The organism is Anaerotignum propionicum DSM 1682 (genome assembly GCF_001561955.1).
In the GTDB taxonomy this organism is placed as follows: domain Bacteria; phylum Bacillota; class Clostridia; order Lachnospirales; family Anaerotignaceae; genus Chakrabartyella; species Chakrabartyella propionicum.
Genome location: NZ_CP014223.1, coordinates 50,526 through 64,861 on the forward strand (window position 1 = coordinate 50,526; position 14,336 = coordinate 64,861).

Annotated in this window: 12 protein-coding genes and 1 tRNA gene; 8 read left to right on the top strand and 5 right to left on the bottom strand. The window is 41.6% G+C overall.

The features are described from left to right. Window positions 1–179: 179 nt before the first annotated feature. The 6 genes from CPRO_RS00210 to CPRO_RS00235 all read left to right on the top strand — a co-directional run bounded on the left by CPRO_RS00210 (window position 180) and on the right by CPRO_RS00235 (window position 6,204). Window positions 180–1,430, top strand: coding sequence for an L-cysteine desulfidase family protein (locus tag CPRO_RS00210; protein ID WP_082754160.1), 1,251 nt, complete (start codon window positions 180–182; stop codon window positions 1,428–1,430). 245 nt (window positions 1,431–1,675) lie between these two features. Then, on the top strand, window positions 1,676–3,226 hold the full coding sequence (locus CPRO_RS00215; protein ID WP_066046551.1) for an alanine/glycine:cation symporter family protein: 1,551 nt from the start codon (window positions 1,676–1,678) through the stop codon (window positions 3,224–3,226). Window positions 3,227–3,463: 237 nt separating this feature from the next. Then, a tRNA-Phe gene (locus CPRO_RS00220) sits at window positions 3,464–3,536 on the top strand. Window positions 3,537–3,625: 89 nt separating this feature from the next. Further along, window positions 3,626–3,988 (top strand): NusG domain II-containing protein, encoded by a 363-nt coding sequence (locus CPRO_RS00225; protein WP_066046553.1) that lies wholly within the window; start codon window positions 3,626–3,628, stop codon window positions 3,986–3,988. Further along, window positions 3,989–4,480, top strand: a complete 492-nt coding sequence (locus CPRO_RS00230) for a Gx transporter family protein (RefSeq protein ID WP_066046555.1) — start codon at window positions 3,989–3,991, stop codon at window positions 4,478–4,480. It begins immediately after the preceding gene. Window positions 4,481–4,698: 218 nt separating this feature from the next. Further along, window positions 4,699–6,204 carry an IMP dehydrogenase gene (locus CPRO_RS00235; RefSeq protein WP_066046557.1) on the top strand — a complete coding sequence of 502 codons (1,506 nt, stop codon included), beginning with the start codon at window positions 4,699–4,701 and terminating at the stop codon, window positions 6,202–6,204. Window positions 6,205–6,421: 217 nt separating this feature from the next. Here the strand turns inward: CPRO_RS00235 and CPRO_RS00240 are convergent, their stop codons facing one another. The 3 genes from CPRO_RS00240 to CPRO_RS00250 form a co-directional block, all read right to left on the bottom strand. Further along, window positions 6,422–6,613, bottom strand: coding sequence for a ferredoxin (locus CPRO_RS00240; protein ID WP_066046559.1), 192 nt, complete (start codon window positions 6,611–6,613; stop codon window positions 6,422–6,424). A gap of 165 nt (window positions 6,614–6,778) precedes the next feature. Continuing rightward, window positions 6,779–7,201 carry a DUF805 domain-containing protein gene (locus tag CPRO_RS00245; protein WP_066046561.1) on the bottom strand — a complete coding sequence of 141 codons (423 nt, stop codon included), beginning with the start codon at window positions 7,199–7,201 and terminating at the stop codon, window positions 6,779–6,781. A 241-nt stretch (window positions 7,202–7,442) separates the two neighbouring features. Beyond that, the gene (locus CPRO_RS00250; RefSeq protein ID WP_066046563.1) at window positions 7,443–7,673 is read right to left on the bottom strand and encodes a hypothetical protein; all 231 of its coding nucleotides are present in this window, start codon (window positions 7,671–7,673) and stop codon (window positions 7,443–7,445) included. 365 nt (window positions 7,674–8,038) lie between these two features. On the opposite strand from CPRO_RS00250, the gene CPRO_RS00255 reads away from it, so the two are divergent. Continuing rightward, a complete protein-coding gene (locus CPRO_RS00255; RefSeq protein ID WP_066046565.1) occupies window positions 8,039–10,633 on the top strand; it encodes a cation-translocating P-type ATPase in 2,595 nt (864 codons plus the stop codon). A 57-nt stretch (window positions 10,634–10,690) separates the two neighbouring features. On the opposite strand, the gene CPRO_RS00260 is transcribed toward CPRO_RS00255, so the two are convergent. Both CPRO_RS00260 and CPRO_RS00265 read right to left on the bottom strand, forming a co-directional pair. Then, window positions 10,691–12,832, bottom strand: coding sequence for a Tex family protein (locus CPRO_RS00260; protein ID WP_066046567.1), 2,142 nt, complete (start codon window positions 12,830–12,832; stop codon window positions 10,691–10,693). A 72-nt stretch (window positions 12,833–12,904) separates the two neighbouring features. Then, window positions 12,905–13,945 (bottom strand): MBL fold metallo-hydrolase, encoded by a 1,041-nt coding sequence (locus CPRO_RS00265; RefSeq protein ID WP_066046569.1) that lies wholly within the window; start codon window positions 13,943–13,945, stop codon window positions 12,905–12,907. Between the two features lie 172 nt (window positions 13,946–14,117). Between CPRO_RS00265 and CPRO_RS00270 the strand changes: the two genes are divergently transcribed. Next, complete coding sequence (locus CPRO_RS00270; protein ID WP_066046571.1) at window positions 14,118–14,318, top strand: helix-turn-helix transcriptional regulator; 201 nt, start codon at window positions 14,118–14,120, stop codon at window positions 14,316–14,318. The last annotated feature ends 18 nt before the right edge of the window (window positions 14,319–14,336 follow it).

Here is a 14,336-nt window from a genome sequence, read left to right on the forward strand (position 1 = left end):
TTTATTATAGAGAAGTTCCAATAAAAAAACAAGTAAAAACAGGGAATTATGCTGTATACATGGGCAATTCAAGAGATTTCTTTGGCTAATCTATAGAAAAAAGTGGAATATTTTTGCATAGAACGCTATACTGAAAACAATAAGAAAAATGCAATGAGTATAAGGAGGTGGAATAGATAGTGGACTTTACACAGCTGTTAAAATCTGAAATTCGCCCTGCGTTGGGGGTTACTGAGGTTGGTGCCATTGCCCTTGCAACAGCAAGAGCCTACGGCGCAGTGGGAGGAGAGATACTGTATATCGAGGTACAGATGAACGGAGGTTTGTTTAAAAATTCCTTTTCCTGCGGAATTCCCGGAACAAATGAGCTGGGATGTAAAATGGCGGCGGCTTTGGGTGCAGTCGGTGGCAAGTGGGAATTGGGCTTGGAGTGTTTAAAGGGAATAAACCAAGAGCACGTGGAAAAGGCAAAAAAGATTCCTGTTGCTATTTCAATTGCCGAGGATAAGGATACCATTTATATACAAGGTGAGATAACCACCACTAGGGGTGTTGGCATTGCCCGCATTGAAGGCATCCACGACAATATTACATACGTGGCGGGGGATGATGAAATCCTTTTTCAAACTAAGAAGGGTGTGGAGGAGGAGGAAAAAGAGCTTGTTCCTTTTGATGCCATTTCCATCGCAGATATGGTGGAATATGCATCTTCAGTTTCCATTGAGGAATTAGATGTTATTAAAGAAATGACGGAAATGAACTGCAAGCTTTCCCAAGTGGGTGCAGTTGGTGTTGGCTTGGCAATCAGCTCTACCTTAGATGCATTTCGTAAAAAAGGTATTTTAGGCAATGACATGATTTATGATGCCCAACGGCTTACCTGTTCTGCTATGGATGCAAGGCTATCAGGCCTTCCTGATCCTGCTATGAGTATTGTGGGCAGTGGTTCTCATGGGATATTGTGCTCTTTGCCCGTGGTTTCCTACGGAAGAAATATAGAAGCATCGGAGGAAGCAATTTTGCGGGCTGTTGCGTTGAGCGGTTTAGTTACTATTTACAGCAAGCATTATACAGGCAGACTGTCTCCCCTTTGCGGATGTGTGTTGGGCGGAGGAAGCGGTGCGGCGGCTGGATTGGTTTTCCTCATGGGTGGTGGTGCCACAGAGGTTTCCAACGCAATCAATCATATGGCGGCAAATTTAACGGGTATGATTTGCGACGGTGGGAGTATTGGTTGTTCCCTTAAGGCTTCGGCGGGGGTATATTCCGCCTTTCTCTCAGCGATGCTTGCCATGAATCATACCGCTATTCCCCAATATTTGGGGGTTGTGGGTTCCTCGGCAGAGGAAACGGTGAAGAATTTGGGGCGGATTTCGGCAGAGGGGATGTCTGGTATGGATAGAATCATCATAGATATCATGCAGAGGTAGGTCGTGGGCGGTGCTTTAGAACCGTGGGCGATGCCCAGACCCACTTGTTTTTTGAAAAAGGAAAGGCAAAACTTTTATTGATACCAGTAACATGGGGTTTGCAATTAAAATTTGTTGAGAATGCAACGGCAAAAATAAAATTTTTGCTATAAAAGTTTGCCTCAAGCCTTTACAAAGGCTTACAGGGTTGGGGACAGAGTCCCCAGACCTTTGCTCGGAAAATTAAAAATTGGGAGGGGATATTTTTGAAAGAAATATTTGATGCAGTAAATGGGGTGTTTCAATTTGTTGTGCCAATTGCTGACTTTATGTGGGACTTTCCCACAAACTTTGAATGGTACGCAGCCATTCCCATTTTGGGTAAATTGAGCTTTGCAGTGGTTCTGTTGATTGGTTCTGGAATCTTCTTTACCATAAAAACAGGATTTATTCAAGTTACCCATTTTAAAGAAGGCCTTCGCATTCTGACAAAACAAAGGGCGGCGGCAATCGGTATTACGCCATTGGCAGCCTTTTTCCTAAGCTCCGCTATGCGTGTAGGCCCAGGAAATATTCTTGGAGTAACAGGTGCGATTTCCGTTGGTGGACCCGGTGCACTGTTCTGGATGTGGGTAAGTGCCTTTTTTGGTATGGCTACAGCCTATATGGAAGCAACACTGGCGCAAATATTTAAAGAAAAAAAAGGTGATGAATTCGTAGGGGGTCTGCCCTTTTATGGCAAGAAAATCATGGGAAACCGTGCATGGGTAGGTGTGGCGCTATCCTCAATTTTTATTCTTTATGCAATGTTCTGTCTGCCTGCGCAAGCGTTTAATGTGTTTTCTTCTGTGGGGTCTATCGCTCAGGTGGTAACGGGAACTACATATGATAGAACATCAGCCCTTTATTATTTCATTGCGGTTTTACTGATTGGCGGAACAGGCGTCCTTGCCTTTGGCGGCATTAAAAAAATCACAAAGGTGACGGATAAAATGGTGCCCATAATGGCGGTTATTTATTGCCTAACCGTGGTGATTATCGCTTTGTTGAATTTCCGAACCATTCCTTTTTTCTTTGGTGCTGTTTTTAAGGGTGCATTTACCCCCGAGGCTGTGTTTGGCGGTTTTTTTGGTACGGCTTTGGTGCAAGGGGTAAAGCGTGGTCTAATGTCCAACGAGGCAGGTCAGGGTACTATTACTATGTCAGCAGCAGCTTCCAATGCAGAGCATCCTTGCGAACAGGGTTGTGTGCAGGCTTTAGGCGTATTCTTGGATACCATTATTATCTGTACTCTCTCGGGCTTTATTGTTGTTATGGCTCAGCTTTGGAATAATCCAACTATGTGGGAGGAACTGCATGGTCAAAAACTCCCCTTATATTTGGCTTCCATTACTACCCTAACACCGGGAACAGGGGCAGATAGTTTCATAACCCTATTGATCAGCCTGTGCTATGGCCTGTTTGCCTATACCTGTGTAATTGGATTTATCATTTTTTCTGAAATTGCTGCAAACCGCATCAGTCAGAAAAAAAGCTTTATCAATTTTATCCGCATATTAGGTGCGTTAGTGTTTATTCCTTTTGGCGCAGTTTCCGTACTGGCGGGATTGGAATTGGATAATCTTTGGTATATTTCTGATTTAGGAAATATTATCATTGTGTATTGTAACTTACCAATTATGTTTTTTGGTGCTAAGTACGCATTTCGTGCCACTAGGCACTATAAAACAAAAAAGGGTGAGCCTTTTACCTCTGAGGTTGTGGGAATCTCATGCGAATACTGGGATCAACGAGCAAAAAATCTGGGAAAAGAATAATTTAAGGCAACGCCCATCATACTGTATGCCTTTTCATAACATTTTGGCATGCTGTATGGTGGGATACTCCCCCAAATTTAGCAAAATTTTTTTATTAATAGAGGGAATAAAAAACATGAATGATTTTCTAGATTTTTGCAGATATTAATGAAATAGTAGATTTTGTAATAAAAAAGCAAAATAATTGTTGACTTATGGGTTTTTATTGGATATACTAATATGGCGTCAGAAAAATGCGCCCAGATAGCTCAGTCGGTAGAGCAGAGGACTGAAAATCCTCGTGTCGCTGGTTCGATTCCGGCTCTGGGCATTTAGATAGTAATTTTTAATAAATCCTATTACATAGAAAAGGAAGCAATTGCTTCCTTTTTTTCCTATGTGGGAAGAAAGGTGGCAGGTATGAAAAAGGGAGATAAAATTCTCATTTTGGTTCTTCTTGTGGCAGCGATTTGCTTCGCCCTTTTTTTCTTTCTGGGAGCGGAGAAAGGCGGATACGCAAGAATTACTGCCAATGGAGAAGTAAAAGCGGAATTGCCTTTATCTGAGGATACCATATATCAGGTGGAAACTGAGGAAGGCTTTAATATCATACAGATTCAGGATGGTTATGTTTCTATGCAAGAGGCAGATTGCAGAGATCAGATTTGTGTGGAGCATAAAAAGATCCATTTGACAGGGGAGACCATTGTTTGCCTGCCCCATAAATTAGTAGTGGAAATTATTGGGGAAAAGAAAGCTGCGTATGATATGGTGGTGGGATAAATGGGACGGAAAAGTGTTGCATATTATGGTTTGTTTGCGGCTTTAGGCATACTCATGGGTTATGTAGAGATGCTGATTCCTTTGCCTCTTTTGGTTCCGGGGATGAAGCTTGGCCTTGCCAATGTGATTATTGTTATTGTGTTGTATTTTTTGGATGCTAGGGCGGCTTTTTTTATTTCTCTCGCACGAGTGGTTCTTTCGGGGTTGATGTTTGCGGGTTTTGCCGGTTTGCTATATAGTCTTTCGGGGGCCCTGTTCAGCTATTGCATTATGGTGCTTCTGAAAAAAACAGACAAATTTAGTATCATAGGTGTTAGTATTGCCGGAGGAGTTTTTCATAATATCGGCCAAATTATTGTGGCCTCTTTGGTTGTGGAGAACATTCGGCTGATGTATTATCTGCCATTTTTGCTTATTTTTGGTCTTATCACAGGTGCTGTAATCGGTGTTGTTGCCAGAACAAGCTTAGGATATTTAAATCGTCGTTTTTGAAGCGGACGAATGTCCGGTCGCAGAGGACAAAGGGCGCTTTTTGTTCATGAATACTTGTGAAACAGTAAGAAAAACCGACGATATTTACAAAATCTCGAAAAAAATGAACTCCCCCTTGTACATGAGGTGTTTTAGTGCTAAAATCTTATGAAAATAATTCTTTTAGAGTTGGAGCGTAGAGAAATACGCTCCCTATTTTTCATCAGGAGGAGAAAAAAATGGCGAAATACTTTACGGAACCATCCAGAACCTTTAGCGAATTTTTACTGGTACCGGGTTACTCATCAAAGGAATGTACAGTGGATAATGTGAGTTTAAAAACCCCCGTGGTGAGATTCAAAAAAGGTGAAAAACCCGCTTTGGAGATGAATATTCCCTTAACTTCCGCGGTTATGCAGGCAGTATCTGACGACAAAATGGCGGTGGCTCTGGCGAAGGAAGGCGGTATTTCCTTTATTTTCGGTTCTCAGAGTATAGAAAGTCAAACGGCGATGGTAGCAAGAGCAAAGGCTTATAAAGCAGGTTTTGTTATGAGCGATTCTAACATTAGCCCCGAGAGCACTTTACAGGATATTTTAAACTTGAAGCGCAAAACAGGCCATTCTACCGTTGCGGTAACCACTGACGGCACTGCCCAGGGAAAATTAGTGGGTATTGTGACCAGCAGAGATTATAGAATCAGCCGTATGGAGAGAGATACAAAGGTAAGCGAGTTTATGACACCTTTGAATCAGTTGATTACAGCACCTGAGGGTACAAGCCTGAAGGAAGCAAACAACATTATTTGGGATAACAAAATTAATCAGTTGCCCATTATTGACAAAGAGGGCAGACTGCAATATTTGGTTTTCCGTAAGGATTATGACAGCCATAAGGAAAATTCCCATGAGCTTTTAGATAAGGATAAGAGATATGTGATTGGTGCGGGAATTAACACCAGAGATTATATGGTAAGAATACCTGCTTTGGTTGAAGCTGGTGTTGATATTCTTTGTATCGACTCCTCAGAGGGCTATTCCGAATGGCAGAAGGACGCCTTGGATTGGGTACGTAAAAACTATGGCGACACCGTGAAAATCGGCGCAGGCAACGTGGTAGATAGAGAGGGCTTCCGTTTCTTGGCAGATTGTGGTGCAGATTTCGTGAAGGTTGGTATCGGCGGCGGCTCTATTTGTATCACCAGAGAACAAAAGGGTATTGGTCGTGGACAGGCTTCCGCGGTTATTGAGGTTGCAGAGGCTAGGGATGAATACTTTAAAGAGACGGGTATTTATATTCCTATCTGCTCCGACGGTGGCATTGTTTATGATTATCATATGACTTTAGCTTTGGCTATGGGTGCAGATTTTATCATGTTGGGCAGATATTTTGCTCGTTTTGACGAAAGCCCTACAAATAAAGTAAACATCAATGGTAGCTACATGAAGGAATATTGGGGCGAAGGTTCCGCCCGTGCAAGAAACTGGCAGAGATACGACATGGGTGGTGACGAGAATCTATCCTTTGAAGAAGGCGTAGATTCCTATGTACCTTATGCAGGTAGTCTGCGTGATAACGTAGGTCTATCCTTGAAGAAGGTAAAATCCACCATGTGTAATTGTGGTGTGCTCTCTATTCCTGAATTGCAGGAGAAGGCAAAGATCACCGTAATTTCTACTACAAGCTTGGTAGAAGGCGGCGCTCACGATGTATTGTTGAAAGATAACAGCTTAAATTTTAAATAATATAAATAGAAAAAGTGGCATCTGTTTACAGATGTCACTTTTTTTGATATGTTTAAACTCTAATTGAGAATTTAAATACCTATAAAAAAAGATTGAGCCTAAATAGTATCTATTAGGATAAAGTAAGCTGAAAAATGGTAAAAGATTTGCCGAAACGAGCTGTTAAGCAATATAAAAAGGAGGAATTCAACAAGAATACCTCCTTTTTGTATCTTTATTAATGACCGGTTGTTTCAATTGCAATGGCGGGACAGTTTGTTTTTGCTTCAATGACCATAGCTTCTGTACTTGGTGGAACATTTTCAGGAATCGCTTTCGCCAGACCGCTGTCGTCCATAGAAAAAACATCACCACAAAGGGTAACACAAAGGCCGCAACCGATGCATTTTTCATTTACATATGCTTTCATAAGATCTCTCCTTTATAAACAGTTTGTAATATTGTTTCTCTTTCCATGAAAGATATGCACTATTTTAAATATATAGATATAAATTTTAGATTCATTTAAAAAGGAGTATAGATTTAAAAAAGTATTTTTTGAAGGCAATTCTTTTTCTATATCAAAATAAGCCTTTTATACAGGTTCGCCGTACTTATTTTCTCCTGGTGTACCTGGGGTTGCTTCTAAAACAATGAGCCAAATACTACATGCAAGACAAAGTAATGAAATTAAAATTAATCCTCCTAATGCTGCGGTCTTAGACACAAAGGCCAGAGGTATGACAATTAGAAAGAATGCAAGGGGAATCATTGAAAGTAAAACCCACCAGCCGGATTTATTAATATCATGTAATCTTCTTATAGACGCTCCAAGACTGGGCAAAAAAACCGCAAGAGAATAAATTGTTGATAAAATATCCGAATGCACGATTTTATCTATGAAGTAGATGATAAGAGAGAAAATAAAATTAAATAATACAAAATACCAGAATGTTCGCCTGCTCTCACGTCCTTTAAAAACGGCATATTTTTTAATAATTTCTATGTAGCATTGCATAAATAGATAACCTCCTCATTAATATATGAAAAGAATATACCAAAATTTTACAAAAGTCAACAATATATGAAAGTTAATTGAAAAATCAGTGCTTATATTTCTATCGAAAAAAGCCTGCATTACAGTGCAATTTTTTTGCAATGCAAAGCAAGCTTATATGTGTGTGTGAAAAAACAAATCAGGCTTTCTCAAAGGTGTCAATGCTTTAGACATCTGTTGGAATGCTCTGTTTTGCACAGGATTAATATTCCTTGCCCATCATCAGGGCAACATCCATCCATTCTGTAACCATTTGATAGGCATCATTTTCATCCCGCAGACGATCTAAGGTTTCCTCATCGCTATCGAAGGTAAGCAACAACGCACCGTAAATGTTGTAAAAATCAATACGCCAGTCAGTTTTATCTTTGTATTCTCTTAAGTGATAAACCATTTCGTTTAACCCTGTCACTGTAAATTTTTCGTGAATCATACCATTCCCTCCTTTTCCAACTGAGTTTTGTCTAGTATACCAAATAAACATGCATATGAAAAGAGATATGTTAAAAAATATACAAGACTATAGTTAGAATTGTTTGGGAATACTGAAATGGGAAGATTTTTCGGTGACATGGAAATTTTGTATTGATTTTCCATGCTTGATATGGTAGAATTCATACAAATAAGAGGGAGTAGCTTTCGCATTATGCGACGCCAACGTTCGTCATCACGGCCAAACAGCCCGGACGTTGCCCAGAGAATGCTTAGTATTCTTAGGAAGCAAGACTTTTATTGTACCGGAAAATTTGTATGGGTGCAATAAAGGTCTTTTTTATGTGCACCGAAAGGAGAATGGAAATGGATAAACTTTGGATGAGAAAAAAGGAGGAGCTATTCCGTGAATACGAAACCTCAAAGCATGGGCTTTCGGGGGAAGATGCGGAAAAGCGGCTGGAGAAGCATGGGGAAAATAAGCTGAGGGAAGGAAAGCGTAAGGGCATTGTTCAAGTGTTTTTTGAGCAATTTGCAGATCTTTTGGTAGTCATTTTAATTGTAGCCGCCATCATTTCCGCATTAACAGGGGGAATGGAAGGTACCATTGTTATTATCACTGTATTGATTTTAAATGCAATTCTAGGTACGGTGCAGCATTTTAAGGCAGAAAAATCTTTGGAAAGTCTAAAGGCAATGTCTGCGCCCAATGCAAGAGTGATTCGTGATGGGGAAAAGATGGAGGTTCCTGCCGTAAAGCTTGTTCCCGGTGATATTCTGCTTTTGGAAGCAGGGGATGTTGCGGCGGCAGATGGTCGTATTTTGGAAAATCATTCTTTACAGGTCAGCGAAAGTGCTCTGACAGGTGAATCTGAAAACGTAAATAAATCTGCAGATTTAATTGAAAAAGAGGAGCTTCCCTTGGGAGACCGCTTAAATATGGTTTTTAGTGGTTCGTTGATTTCTTATGGTCGTGCTGTTGTTTTGGTAACAGGTACGGGAATGGAAACGGAAATCGGCAAGATTGCCAATTTAATGGAATCTGCCCAGGAAAAAGCAACACCACTGCAACGAAGCTTAGACGATTTCTCCAAAAAGCTTTCTTTTGTCATCCTGGCAATTTGTGTGGTTGTGTTTGGTCTTGGTGTATGGCGTGGTCAAGCTTTAGCAGATGCATTGATGTTTGCTGTGGCTTTGGCGGTGGCGGCCATTCCTGAGGCGCTAAGTTCTATTGTGACCATTGGGTTGGCAATTGGTACCCAAAAAATGGCGAAAGAAAATGCTATTATTAAAAACCTCCGTGCTGTGGAAAGTTTGGGTTGTGTTTCCGTAATCTGTTCAGATAAAACAGGTACCTTAACCCAGAATAAAATGACGGTGCAAAAAGTCTTTACCCTTAGCGGCACCACGGATGCAGATGATGTGGATTGTGATAAAAAACAGCATAGAGAGCTCATTGTAACAGGGGTGCTTTGTAACGATGGGGCAATCAGCGGAGATGCCAAAATAGGTGATCCCACGGAAACGGCTTTGCTCAGTTTTTGTCGTAAAACAGGTGGCCATGAGGGGGATATTAGAGGGGATTATCCTCGTCTGGGTGAGCTTCCTTTTGATTCCGACCGAAAGCTTATGTCTACCTTGCACCAACTTGACGGGAAAATTTTGATGATGACAAAGGGTGCCCCTGATGTCTTACTTTCCAGATGCAATAAAATTGTGGAAAATGATACTAATAGGGAAATCACCCAAAAGGATTTGGATAGAATTATTGCCGAAAATCAGGCGCTTTCTTCCCAAGGATTGCGAGTTTTGGCTTTTGGGAAAAAGGAGATTGGAGAACAGCGCCGTTTGACTTTAGAAGATGAACGGGATTTAACCTTTATTGGTTTGATTGCCATGATGGATCCTCCCCGATTGGAATCTGCCCCTGCCGTTGCCGACTGTCTGCGAGCAGGCATTCGCCCCGTTATGATTACGGGGGATCATAAGGTAACTGCTTCTGCCATTGCAAAGGAAATCGGTATTTTGCAGGAAGGAGACAGAGCCGTTGAAGGTGCAGAATTGGAGCATATCAGTGATGAAGAATTGCGGGATATGGTGAAAGAAATTTCTGTGTATGCCCGTGTTTCTCCCGAGCATAAAATCAGAATTGTTCGAGCTTGGCAGGAAAATGGCTATATTGCGGCAATGACTGGTGACGGTGTAAACGATGCCCCTGCGCTGAAGCAGGCGGATATCGGTATTGCCATGGGTATCACGGGTACTGAGGTATCTAAGGATGCGGCGGCAATGATTTTAACGGATGATAACTTTGCAACGATTGTAAAAGCTGTGGGCAACGGACGAAACGTGTATGCAAATATCAAAAATTCAATTCAATTTTTGCTTTCTGGTAACCTTGCGGGGATTATTACAGTATTGTTTACTTCCTTACTGGGATTGCCATTGCCCTTTACAGCAGTACAGCTGTTGTTTATCAATTTGCTGACAGATAGTTTGCCTGCGTTGGCAGTTAATATGGAAAAACCAACAGGGGATTTATTGAACGACAAACCAAGAAACCCAAAAGAAAGCATTTTAACACGGGATTTTGTAAAAAGATTGGTGTTGCAGGGTGGTTTGATTGCTGTCGTGACCATAATAGCCTTTTATGTTGGTTTAGGGGAGAATCCCGGTTTGGCATCTACCATGGCATTTGCTACCCTTTGTTTGGCTCGTTTATTCCATGGGTTCAATTGCAGAGGAATACGCTCTATCTTCCGTCTGCCCAATAACCCTTATAGTTATGGTGCCTTTGCCATTGGCGGTGCTTTGTTAATGTCAGTGCTGCTGTTTTCTGGTTTGCATCAATTATTTGACATCAATAATGCTTTGACAGCTACACATATTTTGCAGATTGTAGGTCTTGCATTTGTGCCTACGCTGATTATTCAGTTGGAACGTTTGGCAAGAGGAAGATGAGATTAGTTACAGAATAGAACAAGGGTGTCGACTCTGTCGACACCCTTGTTTTTTAACTTATTCCACATTTTTCATAGTCAATGAAATTCTCTTTTTCTCCATATCTACGGAAAGGACCTTTACCTTTACCGTATCTCCCAGTTTCACTGCCTCCAGAGGATGTTTGATGAAACGGTTGCAAATCTGAGAGATATGCACTAAACCGTCTTGATGTACACCAATATCCACAAATACACCAAAGTCTATGACATTTCGCACGGTTCCCGTCAAAATCATACCTTCTTGCAAATCTTCCATAGAAAGAACGTCACTGCGTAAAATAGGGGCAGGGGCATCTTCACGAGGGTCACGACCGGGTTTTTCCAATTCCTTGATAATGTCCTCTAAGGTTGGAACGCCTATGCCCAGTGTTTCTGCCATTTTTTCAGGGGAAGCTATTTTTTTGCTTAAGCCTGAGACCTGTTTTTTTGCCACATCCCCTAGGGTAAAACCGCAAGCGTTGAGAAGCTTTTCTGCGGCGCCATAGCTTTCGGGATGCACCCCTGTGTGGTCTAATGCCATGGTGCTTTCGGGAATGCGTAGAAATCCGGCACACTGTAAAAATGCTTTGGGCCCTAACTTCGGCACCTTCAATAATTCCTTACGGGTTTTAAATTTTCCATTTTCTTCACGATATAACAAAATGTTCTTTGCAACGGTGCTGTTGATCCCTGCCACATAAGACAGGAGAGAAGGGCTTGCGGTGTTCAAATCCACCCCTACACTGTTTACACAGTCTTCCACCACGCCCCCTAGGGTTTCGCCAAGACGTTTTTGGTTCATATCATGCTGATATTGCCCAACACCAATGGACTTGGGGTCTATTTTAACTAGCTCCGCCAAGGGATCTTGAATTCGTCTGCCGATGGAAACAGCACTGCGCAGGGATACGTCATACTGGGGGAATTCCTCAGCACCAAGCTTGGATGCGGAATAAACGGAAGCTCCTGCCTCGTTGGCGATGATATACTGCACCTTTCGGTCTAACCCTTTCAAAGCTTCTGCAACAAACTGCTCCGATTCTCTGGAAGCGGTACCATTGCCGATGGAGATTAAGGAAACTGCATAGGCTTCAATGAGGCGTTTTAGTGTTTTTTCTGCCTCTTCCTTTTTATTTTGGGGTGGTGTAGGATAAATCACCGCTGTTTCCAAAGGTTTTCCTGTTTCATCAATCACTGCCAGCTTACATCCTGTACGAAAAGCTGGATCTAAGGCTAAGACAACCTTGCCTGCAATGGGTGGCTGTAATAAAAGCTGTTTTAAATTTTCACGAAAGACACCCAATGCAGATTCTTCTGCCTTTTCTGTAAAATCGTTACGAAGCTCTCTCTCTAAAGATGGTGCAATGAGGCGCTTATAGCTATCCTCAATGACAGCCTGCAAAATTTCGGCTGTGTGGCTATTTTTCTTGATGACAACTCGTCCGATTTTTTCAAAAAGACGTTCATCTTCTCCTTGAATTTTTACGGAAAGAAAGCCTTCTTTTTCGCCACGGTTGATAGCTAGAATGCGATGGGATGCAATGGTCTTAAGGGGCTCGCTGTAATCATAATACATTTCATAAACAGAAGGCTCGTCCTTTGCTTTTTGAGAAAGCAAAAGGCCATTTTTCAGCCATTCCTCCCGGAGGAGCTGACGAATGCCGGCATCGTCGGAAAGCTGTTCTGCCAAAATATCCTTTGCGCCTTCTATAGCTTCTTCCACAGATGAAACGCCTTTTTCTTCATCCACAAAAGCAGCGGCATACTCTGCCAAAGGGGTCAAAAGCACCTGTCCCCAAATCATTTCTGCCAAAGGGGCTAAGCCCTTTTCCTTAGCAATGGAGGCTCTGGTGCGGCGTTTTGGGCGGTAAGGGCGGTATATATCGTCAATTTCCGTTTGGGTCATTGCTTCCGCCAGTTTTCTCGCCAATTCCTCGGTAAGCATGCCTTGTTCTTCGATGGAGGAGCGCACTTGCTCTCGTTTTTCCTCAAGATTTCTTAGGGCTGTCAAACGCTCCGCAAGTTGGCGAATAATTTGGTCGTCTAAGGAGCCCGTCATTTCCTTTCGGTATCTTGCGATAAAAGGCACGGTGTTGCCTTCATCCAAAAGAGCTACCGTGTTTTCCACTTGAAAAGTCTTTATATTCAGTTCTTCTTGTAATCGTTTTAGAATATCCATTCTTACGCCTTCCTTTTTATTTTTGTCCAGAACCCTTAGCTTTTTACGAAGGGCTATTTCCCAAAGTTGTATTTAAGCATATATTTGCCAGAGTTGGTTCAATTTTTCTTTGCAAGCCTTGCCGCTATCCGTTAAGGAATAGCTGTAAAAATCACCTTCCGTTTTTTCTACCATGCCTCGTTTGATTAAATAATCCAAATGGGACATGGTTTCACCCACAGCAAACCAACGCTGGGAAAGGGGAAATTCTTCCCAAGTTTTCCCTCGCATGGACCATTTTAAACAAGACCCGATTTGGGTTGCATGGGCATTGGGGAACTTCTCCAATGCATCAATGGTTTCCTCCAAGCGAATCAAATGATGATGAATGATTTCTTCAATGCGTACATAAACATCCATTTCATTTTTTCTGTGAGCGGGTAATACTGTTTTCATATCAAAGGCACGAATTTTTACTAAGCTGTCTAAATAATCTCCCAGAGAATCCTCTATGTTCACCCAAGCCGTGATGTTTGGTGTAATATCAAACAAAATGTGGTCGGCAGAGAGCATCAATTTTTCCTTGGGTAGATATAAACAGGTTTGCCCCGGTGTATGGCCGGGAACAAATACACACTGAAATGTAAAAGAGCCCACTTTCAAATGATCACCGTCACCTACGGTGATGGCATCAAAATAGTAATCAGGTTCAAAGCCTCTGGCAGGGTTTTCTTCCTTCAGCCAATCCAATTGCTCTCTGGTGAAGCCTTCTTTTCGGTAAATTTCATCGAAGGTATCCCATCGGTTTCCATTTAAAATCCAACCCAGATAGTCATGGTCGTTTTTGCTCATATAGATATTACCCGGTTTTCCGTGCATCACCGCAGGGGCAAGGCCTGAGTGGTCAGAATGAAGATGGGTAAGGAACATATTTGTTTTTTCCCAGTCCACATTTAGCTCTCGTAAGCCGTCAAGTAAAGCTTCTTTGCATTCGGGGCGGTTAAAGCCTGTATCAACAATCAGGCTTTCCCCGTTATCCTGCACTACATAGCAATTTAAGTTTTTCAGGGGATTATTAGGGAGAGGTACATCTATTTTATAAATATTTGGATTCTCATACACTTTTGTAATCATTGGTTTCACCTTTCTTCCTTCGTTCACGTTTACCTACTATTATAATTGGAAAGGGGTTATAACACAAGTTATGTTGCAAAATGCAATTTATTTTAAATTTTATGTAAAATATAATTGACATTAAGAATAATATATTGTATAACAAGAGTATAGCAAGAGAGGAAGTGGTGAAATGAAAAATTTAAAAATCAAGTCTGCCAGAGCGGCTTTAGACCTTTCTCAGGATGAGCTTGCCCAAAGGGTGGGCGTAACAAGGCAGACCATTGGTATGATTGAAGCGGGAAAATATAATCCTACTATCAATTTATGTATTGCCCTATGCAAGGCACTGGGTAAAACGTTGGATGATTTGTTTTGGGAAGAAGAAAAATAAAAAATAGGAGGGGATTTT

Coding starts and splice junctions, on each gene's coding strand:
- CPRO_RS00225 (WP_066046553.1), top strand. CDS start 3,626: ATGAAAAAGGGAGATAAAATTCTCATTTTGGTTCTTCTTGTGGCAGCG.
- CPRO_RS00230 (WP_066046555.1), top strand. CDS start 3,989: ATGGGACGGAAAAGTGTTGCATATTATGGTTTGTTTGCGGCTTTAGGC.
- CPRO_RS00235 (WP_066046557.1), top strand. CDS start 4,699: ATGGCGAAATACTTTACGGAACCATCCAGAACCTTTAGCGAATTTTTA.
- CPRO_RS00240 (WP_066046559.1), bottom strand. CDS start 6,613: ATGAAAGCATATGTAAATGAAAAATGCATCGGTTGCGGCCTTTGTGTT.
- CPRO_RS00245 (WP_066046561.1), bottom strand. CDS start 7,201: ATGCAATGCTACATAGAAATTATTAAAAAATATGCCGTTTTTAAAGGA.
- CPRO_RS00250 (WP_066046563.1), bottom strand. CDS start 7,673: ATGATTCACGAAAAATTTACAGTGACAGGGTTAAACGAAATGGTTTAT.
- CPRO_RS00255 (WP_066046565.1), top strand. CDS start 8,039: ATGGATAAACTTTGGATGAGAAAAAAGGAGGAGCTATTCCGTGAATAC.
- CPRO_RS00260 (WP_066046567.1), bottom strand. CDS start 12,832: ATGGATATTCTAAAACGATTACAAGAAGAACTGAATATAAAGACTTTT.
- CPRO_RS00265 (WP_066046569.1), bottom strand. CDS start 13,945: ATGATTACAAAAGTGTATGAGAATCCAAATATTTATAAAATAGATGTA.
- CPRO_RS00270 (WP_066046571.1), top strand. CDS start 14,118: ATGAAAAATTTAAAAATCAAGTCTGCCAGAGCGGCTTTAGACCTTTCT.